The organism is Georgenia halophila, from assembly GCF_039541595.1.
Map to the genome: position 1 here is coordinate 108326 of NZ_BAABGN010000006.1, position 16312 is coordinate 124637.

Consider the following 16312-nt stretch of genomic DNA (forward strand, 5'->3'; position numbering starts at 1 on the left):
ACGTCAACAGCGCCCGTGACATCGCGGCCGTTCAGCGCTGTGCCAGTCCGGCGAGCCGTTCCAGCGAGGCCCGCAGCATCTCGGGCGTCGTGCTGCGTGCCCGCACCAGACGCTTCTCCTCGGTCAGCTGCGACCAGTCGTAGGTGTGGGTGACGCGGGTCCGCCCGTCCTCGAGCGGTTCGAGCTCCCAGCGCCAGAGGTGGCCCGGTGGCTCCTTGCCCGGTTCCGCGGGCCGCCAGGCGATGCGCCGGCCCTCGACGTACTCCACCACGTGGTTCTCCCGGACCGGGCCGCCGGTGAGCGTCATCGAGAACACGTCGCCGACGGCGCGGACTCGCTGACCGGGGGCGGCCTCGCCGAGGTTGTCGTTGCCGTCCCACCGCGGCTGCTGGGACGGGTCTGCGATGAGCTCGAAGAGCTGGTCGGCCGGGGCGGCGATCTCGCGGCTCGCCCGTACGACCCGGGTGACGTCGTCGTTGCTGTCCATAGGGTCATCCAAGCAGAGAGGGCATTCAGCAGGACCGTCGGCGGGCCGCAGCGAGAAGCGCGACGCTGCCGAGGCGGCACCGGGTAGCGTCTGCGGCGTGGAGGGTCCAGGGACGTACGCGTGAGGCCCGACGTCGCCCTGCGCCTGCCGTTCACGGGCCGCTGGCGTGTGGAGAACAGCCCGGCCCGCCGGGTGCCGAGCCACGGCACCGACCTCATGGGCCTGCGGTACGCGATCGACTTCACCGGCGTCGACGACCGGCACCGCACCGCGACGGTGCGTGACTGGCGGACGGTCCTCGCGACCGAGCCGCCAGAACGTTTCGTCGCCTTCGGCCGGCCGATCCTGGCGCCCGTCAGCGGTGTCGTCGTCGCCAGCCACGACGGCGAGGTCGACCACGAGGCACGCCGCTCGCAGCCGACGCTGGTGCCGTACGCCCTCGGACAGGCGTCACGGTTGCGGCAGGGGGTCGCGGCCGTCGCGGGCAACTACGTGACGGTCAGGGACCGGGCGAGCGGAACATTCGTCAGCGTCGCCCACCTGCGCAACAGCTCCCTGCTCGTCCGCGTGGGCGACGAGGTGGCGGCCGGGCAGCAGATCGCCGACTGCGGCAACTCCGGCAACTCCACCCAGCCGCACGTGCACGTGCAGGTCAACGACACGGCAGACTTCTCCGTGGCTCGGGGCGTGCCGATCACGTTCGAGCGGTACCGGGAACGGGTACGCCGGTCGGCGAGCACTCGCGCCGTCGAGCGCGGGATTCCGGGCGAGCGAGCCGTCGTCGAACCGTTGGAGTGAGTCCCTGACGTCGCCGGAGACGCGACCGGCGCGGCGTGCCCGGTGCGGGGCCTGGACCGGGCAGCCGCCGACTGCTCGAATGAGCCGATGAATGTCGAGCGCATCGTTCCCGTCCTGACCGTCACCGACCTCGCCGAGGCGATCCGCGAGCACACCCGCGTGCTCGGCCTGCAGGTGGTGATGGACAACGGCTGGGTGGCGTTCATGAGCGACGGCGCCGGTCACCAGCTGGGCCTGATCACCGCTGATGCGACGGCCCCGGTCAACCCGGACGTCTCCGTCTTCGTCGACGACATCGCCGAGGCGTACGCGGCGGCGGCCTCCGCCGGCGTCGAGATCGTGCACCCGCTGACCACCGAGGAATGGGGCGTGACCCGGTTCTTCTACCGGGACGCCTCCGGCCGGGTGGTCAACGTGGGCACTCACACCTGACATCGATCCGGCGCGTCTCGACGATCGGGGTGCTCATCTCGTGAAGGCCGTTCTCTACGACCGCTACGGACCTCCTGAGGTCCTCCGGGTCGCGCATGTCCCGAGGCCAGCGCCCGCAGCCGGCCAGGTGCTCGTCGAGGTCGAGGCGACCTCGATCAACCTCAGCGACTGGGAGACGCTGCGCGGGTCCCCGCTCTACGCCCGCGTGTGGGGCCTGCGCACGCCACGGCGGCCGACGCTCGGCTCGGACATCGCCGGCCGGGTCGCCGCGGTCGGCCCCGGCGTCACGCGTGTCCAGCCGGGTGACGAGGTGTACGGCGACAACCTGGGGCTCAAGGGCGGTTTCGCCGAGTACGCCGTCGCGCCCGAGGCGGCGCTCGCACACAAACCCGCCGGCCTGACGTTCGCCGAGGCGTCGACGATCCCGCAGGCGGGTGCGATCGCGCTGCAGGGCACACAGGGCGCTGCTGAGGGACGACGGGTGCTGATCAACGGGGCAGGCGGCGGTTCCGGGATGTTCGCGATCCAGCTGGCGAAGCGGCTCGGTGCCCATGTCACCGGTGTCGACAACGGCGCCAAGCTCGACCACTTGCGCTCCATGGGTGCCGACGAGGTGATCGACTACCGCCGCGAGGACTTCACCCGTGGCCGCGCCCGGTACGACCTCGTCCTGGACCTGGTGGCCCACCGTTCGGTGTTCGACTATCGCCGGGCGCTCGCCCCGGGCGGCCGGTACCGGTGCGTGGGCGGTTCGGTGCGCGCGCTGCTGCGTGTCCTCACGATCGGCGCTGCCGCCGGAGCCCTCACCGGCCGTCGGCTCGGGATGCTCGCCGTGCAGGAGGGCCCAGATCACTTCCAGCCCTTGGCCGACAAGTGCGTCGCCGGCGAGGTCAGCATCCGCATCGACCGCACCTTCACCCTCGACGAGGTGCCAGAGGCACTGGCCTACGTCGGCGAGGGAAATGCCCTCGGCAAGGTCGTCGTCGAGGCGTCGCCGTAGGCGGCTCCTGCGAGCTCGGCGCTGTCGTGCCAGAGGGCGTGCATGACGCCGTCGCGCCGAGCCAGCTCGGACGGCTGCTTCCAGGTGAGGCGGCCGCGCCGCAGCGCGGCGTAGCACTCGCCGTCCGGCGGCCGGACCACCGCGAGCGCAAGATCGGCCAAGGCCTGCCCCGCGCCCTCGCGACTGTTCAGGTCCGGCACCAGGCCCCGGAGCCGCCCGCCGAGCAGGCGCCACGCCAGCCGCAACGGAAGGCGCATCGACCGGGTGAGCCCCGTCCCCGGAGTCTGGCCGGGGCAGTAGGCGACGCCCCTGATCCTCCGGACGCGCGCCCCCGGCAGGTGCTCCAGTGCCCGAGCGGTCAGCACCGCGCAGAGCTTCGAAGCCGTGTAGGCGCGGCGGCCGGCGACGGAGGGCTTCTCGCGCCGGGTTTCATTCTCGGGGTGCGCGAGCAGGCGGGCGTCCGCGTGCCGCGGCGCCGGCAGCCCGGCCTTCTCGGCGGGGTCGTGCGTCCCGCTCGTGGTCAGCACGACGACGGCGCCAGGTGCCAGATGCCCGAGCAGCAGCGGTAGGAGCAGGTGGTGCGCGAGGTGGTTGACGGCGAAGGTGGTCTCGAACCCGTCGGGCGTGCGGCCGTCGACGTCGCGGCGGAGCATCCCCGCGTTGAGGACCAGTGCGTCGATCCGGTCGCCGCGGAGTCGCTCGACGACGGCGGCCGCGAAGCCACGGACGGCGGCCAGGCTGGTCAGGTCCAGCGGCAGGGACTCGTGCCCGTCCGGCGCTGGCCCGCGCACGCCCAGCAGCAGACGGGTCCCCGGTCTCGCCTCGATGCGCTCGGCGGCGACGGCGCCGAGGCCCGAGGTCCCTCCGGTCATCACGATGGTTCGCATGTCGTGGCCACCCGCTTTTACGAGACCATAGTCTCGATACTGTGGTTTTGTATGCTGGCACGATGGTGACGACGCGTCAACGCCTCGGACGTCCGCGCGACACGGAGATCGACGCCTCGCTGCTCTCCGCCGCGCGGGAGCTGCTCGGCGAGGTCGGGTACGCACGGGTGACGATGGACGCGACGGCTGCCCGGGCGGGCACCTCCAAGGCCGCGATCTACCGCAGGTTCCGCTCCAAGGCCGAGATGATGTTCGCCGCGGCCGTGCACAGCACCGACACCGAGCCGCCGGCCGACACGGGATCGCTGCGCGGCGACCTTCTCGCGCTCGGGCGCCGCATTCGTGCCGACATGTCCGCGCCCACGGCACGTGAGGTCGCACCACAAATCATCGCGGAGATCGGCCGGTCACCCGAGGTGTCGCAGCGGCTGCGCGAGGTGTTCGTCGCCCACGAGCGCGGCGAGGTCGAGACTATCCTCGACCGGGCCGTGGCGCGCGGCGAGCTTCTCCGCCCACCCGACGTCCGCACGACCCACCGCCTGCTCGGGGGCGCGCTGTTCTTCACGATCTTCGTGACCGACGAGCCGCTCGACGACGTCGACCTCGCCCGGGTGATCGACGTGGTGGTGGCCGGGATCGCAGCCTCGACGACGGCCGGCTGACGTCGGAAGCCACCGCTTACATTGCGGCCAGCAGATAGTCCGCCGTGAAGCCATCGCCGCTGTACGACGCGTCTCGAATCTGAAAGCCCGCCCGCTCGATCATCGGCTCCAGCAACCAGGAGTACGTCGAGTGCTCGTCGCGCACATGCTCCTCGGCATCCTGGCGGGTCCACTCGCTGTCGTCCGCTCCGACGCCCTCGCACCAGGCCTCGACGCGCTCCTCGGCCTCACCGACGTCGAACGAGAACACCACGTCGGACAGCCGGAACAGCGCGCCCGGGTGCAGCAGCTCCCGAACCCGACGTAGTGCGACCGACTTCCAGAAGTCAGGCAGATGATGAAGTGCCAACCGGCTGTAGGCGACGTCCGGAGCCTGACCGCCATGGTCGTAGGTGAGGAACCCCGCCTCGACAACCTCGAGCGCGGAGCCCCGGCGACGGACCGAGTCACGGAGGCGGGCCAGCATCACCGGCGAAGGGTCGACGGCGACGACGCGGCCGAAGACCTCGGCGGCAGCCAGGGCGAACTGCCCCGTCCCGGCTCCGATGTCCACCACCACAGAATCGCCGCCATGACCCAGCGACCTCAGCAGCGCGATCTCCTGGAAGGCCCCGGCGTCCTCCTTGTCGTCGTAACGCGCGACGTGCTCGGGGTCGAGATTCTCCCGGCCGATGGACGCCAGCTCGTCGATCTGCCATCCCCGGCCGCGAGGTGCTCGACCGCCTCGGTTCCGCTCCGTCATGGCGGCGAGCCTAGGAGGGCACGACGCAGACGACCACGTGCCGTCTGTCAGCCGAGCTCGAAACGCATCCGGGGGGCGGCATCGACCGGTGAAGTATCACGGCCAGGATCTGGCCCGATCGCCTCGTAGCGTCTACTTCATGACCGAGCAGACGATCCAGATCCGGGACGCGCGCACGAACAACCTCGATCACCTCGACCTGAGCATCCGACGCAATCAGCTTGTGGTGTTCGCCGGTGTCTCCGGATCCGGGAAGTCCTCCCTCGTCTTCGACACGATCGCGGCCGAGGCAGGCCACGAGCTGAACGAGACGTTCCCGCCGTTCACCCGCAACCGACTGCCGAGGTGGACACGACCGGACGTCGGCTCCGTCGACGGCCTGTCTCCGGTGATCGTGACCGACCAACGCCGTCTCGGCGGCAACGCCCGTTCCACGGTCGGCACGATCACCGACACCTGGACCTACCTGCGCCTGCTGTTCTCGCGACTGAGCACGCCGCACGTCGGCGAGTCCAACTGCTTCTCCTTCAACGACCAAGCCGGGATGTGCCCCGCGTGCTCCGGCTTGGGGGAGGTGGTGACCTCCGCGGTCGACAGGTTCCTCGACCCGGACCGGAGCCTCGCTGAGGGCGCGATCCTGCTGCCCGGGTTCGGCAACGGCGGCTACTGGTACTCCAAGTACGCCGACATCGGCACCTTCGATGCCGACACCCCGCTGCGCGAGTGGTCCGCGCAGGAGCGCGACGCCCTCCTGTACGGCGGTGAGCGTGCCGCGGTTCTCGGCACCAAGCCGCCGTCGGACTACGAGGGCGTGGTCGAGCGTTTCGAGCGCATCTACCTGCGCACCTCTGACGACCTGTCCGATCGCAAGCGCCGGACGATCGAGGAGTTCACCCGCGTATCGGTGTGCCCGGACTGCCGGGGTGACAGGCTGAACGAGGCGTCTCGCACCGCCACGGTCAGCGGGCACACCATCGGGCAGATGAGTCGCCTGGAGCTTCCGGAGCTCCGGGAGGTCATCGATAAAACCGACCGGGCCGAGATCGGCTCCGTGGTCGCCGCGCTGCGCGAACGGCTGGATGCGATGATCACGATCGGGCTCGGCTACCTGCACCTCGCCCGCGCCACCACGACGCTCTCCGGCGGGGAGTCCCAGCGCGTCAAGGCGGTCAAGCACCTGGGATCCAGCCTCATCGAGATGCTGTATGTCTTCGACGAGCCCACCGTCGGCCTGCACGCGCATGACGTCGACTCCATGGTCGCCCTGCTGCAACAGCTCCGCGACCGGGGGAACACCGTCCTGGTCGTCGAGCACGACCCGGCGTTGATGGCGATGGCCGACGAGATCATCGAGATCGGTCCGGATGCCGGCGAGAACGGCGGTCGACTCGTCTTCCAGGGCGGCTACGGCGACCTCCTCGCCGCTGACACGCCCACTGGCCGCGCGCTCACCGCTCACGGACCCGCCGCTGGAGAGCCGCGCACGCCCCGAACCTGGGTCTCGGTGACCGACGCCCGACGGAACAACCTTCAGAACGTGACCGTCCGGCTCCCCCTCGGGGTGATGACGGTCCTGACGGGGGTGGCGGGATCGGGCAAGTCGAGTCTGGTCACCGAGCTCACCGCGCAACATCCCGCGATCGTGGTCGATCAACGGCCGGTCTCGGCAAATCGTCGCTCCACGCCGATCACCTACACGGGCATCGCGACCGCACTGCGCAAGCTGTTCGCCCGACAGACCGGGGCCTCGGAGAGCCTGTTCAGCGCGAACTCCCAAGGCGGTTGCCCGGATTGCCAGGGCCTCGGCATTCTCTACATGGACTTGGCCTTCATGGACGGGCAGGAGACGATCTGCCCGACATGTCAGGGCACGAAGTTCACCGCTGAGGCGCTCTCGCACACGGTGGACGGACTCACCATCGCCGACGTCGAGCACCTCACCATTGCCGAGGCACTCGTCCGACTCGACGACGCCGCCATTCGGGGACGGCTACGCCACCTCGACCGGGTGGGGCTCGGATATCTCCGCCTCGGGCAGCCTCTGAACACCCTCTCCGGTGGCGAAGCCCAGCGAGTGAAGATTGCCAAGGAGCTGCGAGACGCCGACGAGCCGAGCATCTACGTGCTCGACGAACCCACGACGGGGCTGCATCTGCGTGACATCGACACGCTCCTTGCTGTGATCGACGACCTCATCGACCACGGACACAGCGTCGTCGTGATCGAGCACAACCTCGACGTGATCCGACGCGCAGACTGGATCGTCGACATGGGCCCCGGTCCCGGTCGCCACGGCGGCATGATCCTCTACACCGGCCCCGTCGAGGAGCTCACGGCTACGACCGCGACGGGGAGAGCGCTCGCAACGATGCGGGAATGACCGCCGCGACCCATGTCAGGCACCGATCGAGCGGGAGGATGCGCGCAGCGACGAGGCCCTCGGTCATGTCTCGCGGGAGAGCAGCGTACAGTCGCGGCAGGAGCTGACCATGGTTCCCCGAAGGGAATCTGGATGTCCGACGCCACTCACATCACCGCTGCTGTCCCGACCGTGCCGCCGAACGGCTCCTTGCCGAGCGCCGATCTACTCTCCCTCGGGCTGCTTGCCGGCTCTTCGATGGAGAACGAACGGCGACTTCCGATACATCCTCGTCACCTGGATCGGATCGACCCCGATGTGCGCGCACGGATGATCATCGAGCGTGGTTATGGCCGTGACTTCCAGCTGGAACCTGGTTACCTCGAATCGCGCGTGGGTCGGGTCGCGGAACGCTCCGAGGTGCTCGAAGCCGCCGACGTGCTGCTGCTACCCAAGCCGCAGGCGGCTGACGTGGCAGCGATTCCCGAGGGCCGCGTGCTGTGGGGGTGGCCGCACTGCGTGCAGGACGCGGCAATGACGCAGACGGCGATCGACAGTCGGCTCACGCTGATCGCCTTCGAGGCGATGAACCACTGGACCCAGCGCGGAGACTTCAGCCTGCACGTGTTCCACAAGAACAACGAGCTGGCCGGCTACTCCTCCGTACTGCACGCATTGCGCCTGGTCGGCTCGACCGGTGACTACGGGCCACGACTCAGCGCGGTCGTCATCGGCTTCGGCGCGACGGCGCGGGGTGCCGTGACCGCCCTCAAGGCGCTCGGGATCCACGACATCCAGGTCCTCACGCAACGTGGTGTCGCGGCAGTCGGCTCGCCGATCCACACCGCACACATCACCCAGCTCGACACCGTCGAGGGCGCGGCCCACCTCAGCAAGGTCCCCACCCCGGCCGGCGACGTACTGCTCCCCGAGTTCCTGGCATCGCACGACATCGTCGTCAACTGCACGCTTCAGGACGTGGCCGCACCGTTGACTTACCTGCGGACCGAGGATCTGGACCGTTTCGCTCCCGGGAGCCTGATCATCGACGTCTCGTGCGACCAGGGGATGGGCTTCGAATGGGCGAGGCCCACCACGTTCGACGAGCCCATGTTCACGGTCGGTCAAGGGGTGGACTACTACGCCGTCGGCCACAGCCCGTCGTACCTGTGGAACTCGGCAACGTGGGAGATCAGCCAGGCACTCCTGCCGTTCCTGCGCACGGTCATGGAAGGACCGGCCGCGTGGGCGAAGGATCTCACCCTCTCCCGCGCGATCGAGATCGACGACGGCGTGATCCAGAACCAGAGCATTTTGAGCTTCCAAGACCGCGAGCCGGCCCATCCGCACGCGCGGACTGCCTGAGGCGTCGCCTGCTCGGTGCGGGCCTGCCCATCGAGGCCATCCGGGAACGTGCTGGAGCGTATGAGAAATCCTGATGCAGGACCTGCTCGGGACCGTACGCTCACCGTATGGGGCTCTTGACTTTTAGCATCAACCTCACCTTGGACGGCTGCGTCGATCACGAGGAGGGAATCGCCGATGATGAGACGCACGCTTCCTTCACCCGGCTCATAGACGCGTGCGGGGCGATGCTGTGGGGCCGTCTCACCTACGAGATGATGGAGAGTTACTGGCCCGCCGTTGCCAGCGGCGAGCAGGCCGCACCGCCGTCGATGCGCGAGTGGGCAACCAAGTTGGAGGTGAAGCCGAAGTACGTCGTGTCGTCCACGCGTAAGGACTTCCCGTGGACCAACAGTCACCATCTCGCGGGCGACCTACGCACCAGCGTGCAGCGCCTGAAGGACGCGACACCGGAAGGCGTGCTTCTCGGCAGCGGCAACCTCGCGGTTGAGCTGGATCGTCTGGACCTGATCGACGAATACAAGCTCCTGGTCCACCCGAGGATCGCCGGGCACGGCCCGACGCTGTACCAGAAGGGGTTGCCCAGCACGCGACGGCTCGAGCTGGTCTCCGCAGAACCGCTGAACAACGGCGCAGTCGCCATGCATTACCGGCGCGCACACTGATCCAGTGCGGCAGTGCCAGGCTGGTGATCTCTGGGATCACACATTGAATCTGAAATCCACCGTTTGCCCAGGTTGTCAGCATGTCAACAAGGTTTTCCTCGCGTTCGAGCGTTTCGGCAGGCCAGCGGTGAGTTCTTCGAAAGGTTGAACCGGAACTCGAGTACGCTCAAGGACCTATATCGGGGGCCACCAGCCACTCGTGGGCCGTCCGTGCCGTCGTTCTGAGCTGCGGGTGCTCCTGCACGATCTCTCGCTGCCGCTCAGCCGGCAGGCCGAGCTCGTGCAGCACGTTGAGGATCACGACTGCCGTGGTCACCTCGACGATGGCAATTAGCTCCTCGAAGGAATGGTTCGGTGTCCTGCCCTCGTGCGCAAGGTCGTTGCGGGCCTTCGTCGCCCTGCTCGCCCAGTGGCCCACGTTGGGCATGACCAGCGCGATCGCTTCCTGGTCGGGGCGCGCGGCGAGGGCGTGGAGGCGGTCTCGGAGCGTCGGGTCGTTGCGAATCTCCCTCTTGAAGCGGTCTCGGTGCTCCTCGGGGACTTGCGCGAGCATCGCTTCACGCATCGCCTTGAACTTCGCCTTGGGGAACGGCTTCGCGTCGATTCCAAGGCCGCGGTGCAGCACTTCGGCAGCGCCCACCGCCGTCAGCAGATTGTTCTCGACGAAGCGCGCCGGCGCGTAGCGCAGGCCGAGGATCATGTTGGTCGCTGCCTGCATGCGGTCGTGCGCCTCGCACCAACGGGGCACGACTTCCTCAAACGGTAGTGAGTCGCAGGTGAAGAACATGCGGTGGTGGTCGACGGCCTTCGCGTCGGGCTTGCCGCGCGCGGCGGGCGAGTAGAGCACGTCGGCGCGCCGGCGCGGCCGGGGTTGACCATTCGGCAGGAGCGACTCGGTTCCGGCCACCTCCAACCGGAGCCAGATCACGCCTGCCGCGCGGTGCGTCGCCAGTGCGATTAGGTCCTGCATCAGGCTCGCCGCCTTCAGCGCGGCGCTCAGAGCGAACGGTTCGGGCGGGGCGACTCGGATGGAGACCGTATCCCTCATGCGTCCAGCGGTCCCGCCCTTGCGGCGATCAAAGAACGGCAGCGTGTGCGTGTGCGCGAGGCGGTACTCGGTGCCATCGGCCACGACCGACTGCGCCTCGACCGGCTTCACCGAGATGTGCCCGGTCCCGTCGAACTTTCCGTCCTTAGCGCCGAGCAAGCCTTCGAACACGGAAGATGCCGCCCAGAACCCGAGGTCCTCGACCGAGACCTCGGCCGCGGAGAACGCCGCGTCCTCCTCCCCGCTGACGTGCGCGCCAATGATCGCGGTCGTCGCCGCCACGATCTGCTTGTCTGGGCTCTTCACCCGCGCACCGCGTGTCCTCTTGCTGCTTTTCGGGATGCAGCCGAGCAGAGTGATCTCGCGCCGCTCGGCTGCCCCATGGATCACATCCCATTCACGACTCCCCTCGTGGAACGCGGTCACGCCAGGCGCGGGGTGGGACGTGATGCGGTCTTCGAACGCGCCGATCAATGAGAGCGAGAGGCCACCCTCCGGGTCGTATCGGAGGACTCCCGGGACGTGCTCGTCAGGGTCATCCGGCAGCCACCACAGGCCAGCCCATTCGCCAACCTCATCGAGGATCAGCGGGTCATTCGTCACCATGCCTGCGCTCCTTCGTCCCGGTCTCACACAAGGATCCGGATCTTCCTGCCGCGCCCGACGAGCTTCCGGACGATCGTGATTCGCCCGGCGGACGCGAGGGGCTTGAACAGCGTCTCGTCGCGGCACGATACCCGTTGATCGAGGGCCACCCCTGGGTGGCTAGCTAGCTCCGGAATACGTCGTTCTGTACCCCATGGATGAGATCGGTTGTCACGCCCATCCAGCCGAACCGGAGAAGCAGATCGCGCGAGGCTTCCGCCGCTAGGTTCTTTATATCGTCGTCGATCAAGTCTGGCGCAAGCGCGATTTGCCGCGCCCACCTACGCCCACTCATCCGATAAGAGTCATGGAAGCCACTCCGCCGTTGATCCGCCACAACCAGCTCCCACCCCTGGGCTCCCTCGACGGCGAACTCCACCACGAGCGACTCGGTCCCCGTCGTGGCCTTCTGCAACCGAGCAGCGAACACCATCGCCTCAAGTATGAACATGACCGGGAACCACACGGGCAGGTACGGTCCTCCTGAATCCGTGTTTGCGAACCCGTCCCAATCGGGACCATAGCCACTCGGGAATGGGCGGATGTCGATGAACTGCCCCGACTGATACAGCCCCCACGCCTCGGCATGCGTTCCCGTCTGCGCCTCGCCCACCCAGCGATCACCGAACACCACTCTTTGAACGAACGGGAACGGCCAGCCCCGAAGCCGCACCGCGTTGCTCCCCACGAGACTAGGCAGACCTTCGTATTCCAATCGGTCGGCCTGATAGAACTCTGGATGAATCGCCACCAATATCCGAGGCTGGCCCGCGACGGCCGACGTGACGGGCTCTTGTAGGAAGGCCGTACGCTCAGCACTGAATTGGTCTTTGTCATTCTGTCCGAGGGCCTCCACCGCCAACCCTGCGTGGCGGGCGGTTCTGAGGAACGCCTGGAGCTGCTTTTCTGCGGCAATTGCTAGCACTTCGCGTAACTCGTTCTGGGTATTGCTGGCCGAGCTCTCCGGCTTCGCCATGGAACGCGTATAGAGCTGCCCGCGCACGATCTTGCCGCTGAAATCCTTGGCGCTCAGAATCGGGATCTCAGCGAACTCCGCAACCTCGATCACGACCGCTGGCAGTTCGTTCGGAAGGTGCCGTTGAGCGAGCTGAAGCTGAAGCGGCGGATCCGCGTACTTGTTCACCTTCGCGACCACAGTGTCGTGGTCTAGCCATTCAGCCACCTGAGCCGCGTTGAGCCCGCCCCGCGCTCCGCCGGGATCGTCGTCCACTACTCCGATGACAAGGTGACCACCATCCCGCTGGTTGGCCAGTGCTATGCACGCTCTGGCTACTAGCGCGACGAACTCGGACGAAGAAGTAGAGCCCGGGCCCTTGAACTCGATACTTCGCGACTCCACACCGACTTCGATGAGCGCGGCGAGCTCGTCGTCATTCAGCATGGGAACAGACTCCTATACCTTCTCCACGGCGAGACCTCTTCCCTACTTCTCGAACCGGCAAGAGGCTGATTTCCACCTCCCTCGCGAAGGCTCTGACGAGCCCAGGCTGGTGCTCCGAGCCGGACACCAGGAGAAGCACGGGGTCGATGCTCATGCCGCCATCGGCGAGGTAGCCAGGCTCGTAGAGGAACGTCGTGGAGATTTCGCTGCGCGTCCGGGTGAAGTGCGACTGACCGACCAGACGAGCAGAGCCCGCCTCGTCGACGAAGACCTCGACGGCGGTCATCGCGCGCGCTTTTTCGTGAGGCTGCCGGCACGCAACCTGCCGATGTCGCTGTTGAGCGGGTCGATCGCGTCGACGGTCTGGTCGAGCACGCCGAGTGCACGGAGCACCTGGGCGACGTTACGGAAGTTAACGCTCGGGGACCCGGTCTCGATCTTGCGCAGGGTGTCGCGCGTAATGTCGGCGCGCTCGGCCACCTGCTGCGCCGTCAAGCCAAGCACCATGCGCCAACCGCGCACGTGCTCGCCGAAGTCCGTGATCTGGCGATCGATCTTGTAGCCGGCCATCGCGCACCTCCTCGGCTCTGGCGATCAGCGTAGCCGCATTGCGCTGGTATGGCGTGTGGATTAGTCACAGGCTGGCGTGGCGAAACTTCCTCGCCCACATGCTTGGCGGCGGCACCTCTCCACAGACTCTCGCAGCCTCCAGAGCTCCCATCCAGTACGCAAGGGATATAGCGCAAACCTCTACTCCACGGTTTTGCCCAAGTGTCACATTACGGCCAAAGAACTCATCGGATACAGGCGTTACCGCAGGTCAGCAAGGAGTTCTACGAAAGGATGAACCGGAACTCCCGTTGATGAAGGGGCACAGCACTCATCCCCAGCGCATCCCGCCTGCAGCCCGTCGACGATGCACATTCACAGAGGTGCCTCGTAAACGAGGGAAACCGTGTCAAGGTTGCTACATGACCGACCTCCCGTATGAAGCCTGCGTTCGCCTCGGCGTCAAGCTCCTGCGCCCCCTCGTAGAGGGCGGACAGAAGCAGGTCCACGTCGTCACGCACCCAGACGGTGCCGAGAGCGTGCTCAAGCTCATCGACCTCGGCCTGGCCGCGGATCCAGCTGCGCTCGAACGGGCGCGCCGGGAAGTGGACCTACTTAAGAGCGTCGAGCACCCCAATGTCGTCTCGGTCAGCTCCGAGTTGGAGCTCTTGGGAGATCCGCCTGCGGCGGTATTCTGGCTCGAAGACTACCTCGACGGGCAGGACCTTCGGTACAGCACTTTCGGCTGGCCCCTCGAGCACCTGCTCGCGCTGGGGACCGACGTTGCCGCAGGACTGGGTGCTCTACACGCGCAAAAGGTCATCCACCGCGACCTCAGCCCTGGAAACGTCCAGCGACTCGCCTCCGGAAAGTTCGTCGTGATGGATCCCGGGTTCGCAAAGCACACCCTCCGGAGCGGCTTGACCATCGGCGGGCAGCCTGGCACGCCGGGATTCATGACCCCTGAGCACGTCCAGGCCTTCTCGGGCGCGCCCACGGCGGCCTCCGACGTATTCGGGTGCTGCGCGCTGGTCTACTTGGCGGCCACCGGGCAGCCACCTATACCCCACAAGGGCGACGACTTCGAGTACTTGAGGCGACTGCGCGCGGCAGAGCACGCCGCTCTGCAGGATGTCCGACCTGATCTCCCGGAGGGATTCGTCGCGGTGGTGGAGCGAGGCCTTCACCCGCAGCCAGCGCGGAGGTATCGCAATGGAAGCGCTCTTCAGCGCGCATTTGAGGGGGCATGATGGGCATCTTCGTGAACGACACGGCGCGCAACACACTGAGTAAGTGGACGAGTACAGCAATCCGGGATGGTTACGCGACTGGCGCGTACCTCTCCCCTTTCACGTCACCATTGCTCGGCAACGGATACAAGCGGTCCGCATTGGACACGTCCAAGCTTATCCGTGAGGCAGGTGGCGAGTTCTGGTTCGATCCGATGACCTATGCGCTCGACATGCCTCGTGCGGGAGACTTTCGCTACTACGACGCCTGGGGACTATGGGACAAGGAACGAGGACGCGGCGATCTCTCCACTCGTGAGGCGATGCGAGCCCATGTCGATCGCGTGTACGAGATCCAGACGAGTCTTTCGAGCCCGCTCCTTGCGCCGACGAAGCTCGTGTCAAACCCCGACTCGATGGCGAGCCAGAGAGCTCTCGAACTTAGCCAGGAGGCAGTCTCGGCGGACTCGTCGACGTGGCTCACGGTGGCGGGTGACCCGCAGTTCTGGAGTTCCGGAGCAGAACTGGACGCGCACATCGGCGCGCTGGACCAGCTCGAGCCCGCCGGCTGGCTCCTGGTCGTCACCCGCCAGGACAACTCGATGCCTCCTACATCGACGCCTGAGGAAGTAGCCGGACTCATGCGGACTACGTTCGCGCTCAGCCAGGACAAGCCTGTGCGAGTGGCATTCGGCGATCTGGCCGCGCTGCCCGCGGTGGCCGCCGGCGCCGAGGCGATCGGCACCGGTTGGGACATGCGTCAGCGGATTTGTGCGTATCAGGACTTCGAGGAGCGCGAAGACACCAGCGAGAACGATGGAGGCGGCTGGTACCAGCGCCCAACGCTCAGGGGTCTCTTGGGCGGGCTTACGCAGAAGCAGCACGGCGTGCTCGCGTCCGAGCGACAATCGCTGGCCTCTCGCCTCACGCCCGGGACTATCGGCTCCAAACCGGAGCATGCGTTCAGGCACCATGCAACGGTGCTGACGTCGCTGGTCACCGAATTGAACCTGCTGTCGGGTGAGGACCGTGTCAAAGTACTCAGAAAACACTATGTCGATGCGGCATCGGAGTGGCCGGAGGTCGCGCAGGTCACCGGAGTGAAGATCGGGCGGAAGCGCTGGATCCGACCTTTCCTTGAAGGGCTCGACCAGTTCGCCGCTTCAGAAGGCTGGCGCTGACGAAACAACGGCAGCAAACGCGTACTCGAAGCCACGAAGTCGTTTGGCCGGTGCTGGCCTGCGCGCGCGCGGGCGCACCACCCAGCCCGAAGCCGAGTAGAGGCCCGCCCCGTCGGAGACCACGCCTTCACGTGCGCGCTTAGCCGCAAGATCGCCCACTTGGCCGAGAATAACAACGTAGTTATTAGCCCAGGTGCGGTAGGCCCGCCCCTGGAGAATCGCCTTCTGCCAGTCCTTCACCTTCGCCTCTAGGGCGATGAGAGACCCGCTGGGAACCATCGCAGAATTAATCCGATGCGCCCCACGGGCGGTGGTCAGTACCGCGTCAACTTTCCCGAGGCGTGCGATCACCACATCGACCTCTGCGCACGTCCATCCGATCCGCTGTGCGATAGTCGCCGAGGAAAAGGGCCGAGCAGCATGCAGTGCGGCCAGCACCGTGCAGTCGGCTTCTGCGAGGATTGGCGGGATCCCCGTCTCGCGCCGTTCCCGCAACCAGGTCTGACCGCCCGCCAGTGCGACGAAGTCAGGTAGCCCGAGAGGACTCGGCATTTCGGGGATAAGGAGGACGTCCTCAGGAACACCGGGCAGCGTCGACGCGGCAAGCTCGGCGAGACCGTGCAGCGAGAGCTCGGCGCGCGGTTCGAATCGTTGACCGGCAAGTGAGGAAACCGGGGACAGAACGCGGACACTACGCACAGGTAGGTGCCGCTGATCTGATCCTGCCATGAGTGTCACTAGAGTCGAGGCCCTTCCGCTCCAACGGGCTCACATCACAAGTCAACTTGACGGCTCGGGGGGCGCGACTCGCCGCAACCTGGCCCCCTCTGCCAATAGCACCATGCTCCACCCGGCCCATAC

Annotated in this window: 17 protein-coding genes; 9 read left to right on the forward strand and 8 right to left on the reverse strand. The window is 67.0% G+C overall.

Annotated features, from left to right (window positions below; translation table 11 throughout):
- Positions 1-31: 31 nt before the first annotated feature.
- Positions 32-487 carry an SRPBCC family protein gene (locus ABD907_RS07680; RefSeq protein WP_345215660.1) on the reverse strand — a complete coding sequence of 152 codons (456 nt, stop codon included), beginning with the start codon at positions 485-487 and terminating at the stop codon, positions 32-34.
- A gap of 120 nt (positions 488-607) precedes the next feature.
- Here ABD907_RS07680 and ABD907_RS07685 point away from each other — a divergent pair, with 120 nt between their 5' ends.
- The 3 genes from ABD907_RS07685 to ABD907_RS07695 all read left to right on the forward strand — a co-directional run bounded on the left by ABD907_RS07685 (position 608) and on the right by ABD907_RS07695 (position 2717).
- Positions 608-1285, forward strand: a complete 678-nt coding sequence (locus ABD907_RS07685) for a M23 family metallopeptidase (RefSeq protein ID WP_345215661.1) — start codon at positions 608-610, stop codon at positions 1283-1285.
- A gap of 87 nt (positions 1286-1372) precedes the next feature.
- Positions 1373-1717, forward strand: a complete 345-nt coding sequence (locus ABD907_RS07690; protein WP_345215662.1) for a VOC family protein — start codon at positions 1373-1375, stop codon at positions 1715-1717.
- Positions 1718-1757: 40 nt separating this feature from the next.
- On the forward strand, positions 1758-2717 hold the full coding sequence (locus tag ABD907_RS07695; RefSeq protein WP_345215663.1) for an NAD(P)-dependent alcohol dehydrogenase: 960 nt from the start codon (positions 1758-1760) through the stop codon (positions 2715-2717).
- Here ABD907_RS07695 and ABD907_RS07700 read toward each other — a convergent pair.
- Positions 2663-3604 (reverse strand): SDR family NAD(P)-dependent oxidoreductase, encoded by a 942-nt coding sequence (locus tag ABD907_RS07700; protein ID WP_345215664.1) that lies wholly within the window; start codon positions 3602-3604, stop codon positions 2663-2665. The two genes, ABD907_RS07695 and ABD907_RS07700, sit on opposite strands and share 55 nt — an antisense overlap.
- A 62-nt stretch (positions 3605-3666) precedes the next feature.
- On the opposite strand from ABD907_RS07700, the gene ABD907_RS07705 reads away from it, so the two are divergent.
- Positions 3667-4266: a TetR/AcrR family transcriptional regulator gene (locus ABD907_RS07705; RefSeq protein WP_345215665.1), complete on the forward strand. Its 600-nt coding sequence runs from the start codon at positions 3667-3669 to the stop codon at positions 4264-4266.
- A gap of 16 nt (positions 4267-4282) precedes the next feature.
- Here ABD907_RS07705 and ABD907_RS07710 read toward each other — a convergent pair whose 3' ends face one another.
- On the reverse strand, positions 4283-5008 hold the full coding sequence (locus ABD907_RS07710; RefSeq protein ID WP_345215666.1) for a class I SAM-dependent methyltransferase: 726 nt from the start codon (positions 5006-5008) through the stop codon (positions 4283-4285).
- 139 nt (positions 5009-5147) lie between these two features.
- Between ABD907_RS07710 and ABD907_RS07715 the strand changes: the two genes are divergently transcribed.
- From ABD907_RS07715 to ABD907_RS07725, 3 genes are all read left to right on the forward strand, one after another.
- Positions 5148-7388, forward strand: coding sequence for an ATP-binding cassette domain-containing protein (locus ABD907_RS07715; RefSeq protein WP_345215667.1), 2241 nt, complete (start codon positions 5148-5150; stop codon positions 7386-7388).
- Between the two features lie 132 nt (positions 7389-7520).
- Positions 7521-8732: a N(5)-(carboxyethyl)ornithine synthase gene (locus tag ABD907_RS07720; RefSeq protein ID WP_425555721.1), complete on the forward strand. Its 1212-nt coding sequence runs from the start codon at positions 7521-7523 to the stop codon at positions 8730-8732.
- 107 nt (positions 8733-8839) lie between these two features.
- On the forward strand, positions 8840-9397 hold the full coding sequence (locus ABD907_RS07725) for a dihydrofolate reductase family protein (protein ID WP_345215668.1): 558 nt from the start codon (positions 8840-8842) through the stop codon (positions 9395-9397).
- Between the two features lie 166 nt (positions 9398-9563).
- On the opposite strand, the gene ABD907_RS07730 is transcribed toward ABD907_RS07725, so the two are convergent.
- From ABD907_RS07730 to ABD907_RS07745, 4 genes are all read right to left on the reverse strand, one after another.
- A complete protein-coding gene (locus ABD907_RS07730) occupies positions 9564-11051 on the reverse strand; it encodes an ApeA N-terminal domain 1-containing protein (RefSeq protein ID WP_345215669.1) in 1488 nt (495 codons plus the stop codon).
- Positions 11052-11214: 163 nt separating this feature from the next.
- On the reverse strand, positions 11215-12492 hold the full coding sequence (locus ABD907_RS07735) for an AlbA family DNA-binding domain-containing protein (protein WP_345215670.1): 1278 nt from the start codon (positions 12490-12492) through the stop codon (positions 11215-11217).
- The gene (locus tag ABD907_RS07740) at positions 12482-12778 is read right to left on the reverse strand and encodes a hypothetical protein (protein ID WP_345215671.1); all 297 of its coding nucleotides are present in this window, start codon (positions 12776-12778) and stop codon (positions 12482-12484) included. Before ABD907_RS07740 ends, ABD907_RS07735 begins: the two co-directional genes overlap by 11 nt.
- Positions 12775-13062: a helix-turn-helix domain-containing protein gene (locus ABD907_RS07745; protein ID WP_345215672.1), complete on the reverse strand. Its 288-nt coding sequence runs from the start codon at positions 13060-13062 to the stop codon at positions 12775-12777. The genes ABD907_RS07740 and ABD907_RS07745 overlap by 4 nt, the downstream gene beginning before the upstream one ends.
- Positions 13063-13463: 401 nt before the next feature.
- Between ABD907_RS07745 and ABD907_RS07750 the strand changes: the two genes are divergently transcribed.
- Both ABD907_RS07750 and ABD907_RS07755 read left to right on the forward strand, forming a co-directional pair.
- Positions 13464-14291: a serine/threonine-protein kinase gene (locus tag ABD907_RS07750; RefSeq protein WP_345215673.1), complete on the forward strand. Its 828-nt coding sequence runs from the start codon at positions 13464-13466 to the stop codon at positions 14289-14291.
- Positions 14288-15451 carry a hypothetical protein gene (locus tag ABD907_RS07755; RefSeq protein ID WP_345215674.1) on the forward strand — a complete coding sequence of 388 codons (1164 nt, stop codon included), beginning with the start codon at positions 14288-14290 and terminating at the stop codon, positions 15449-15451. The genes ABD907_RS07750 and ABD907_RS07755 overlap by 4 nt, the downstream gene beginning before the upstream one ends.
- Here the strand turns inward: ABD907_RS07755 and ABD907_RS07760 are convergent.
- Positions 15434-16180: a hypothetical protein gene (locus ABD907_RS07760; RefSeq protein ID WP_345215675.1), complete on the reverse strand. Its 747-nt coding sequence runs from the start codon at positions 16178-16180 to the stop codon at positions 15434-15436. The genes ABD907_RS07755 and ABD907_RS07760 overlap by 18 nt on opposite strands.
- Between the last annotated feature and the right edge of the window lie 132 nt (positions 16181-16312).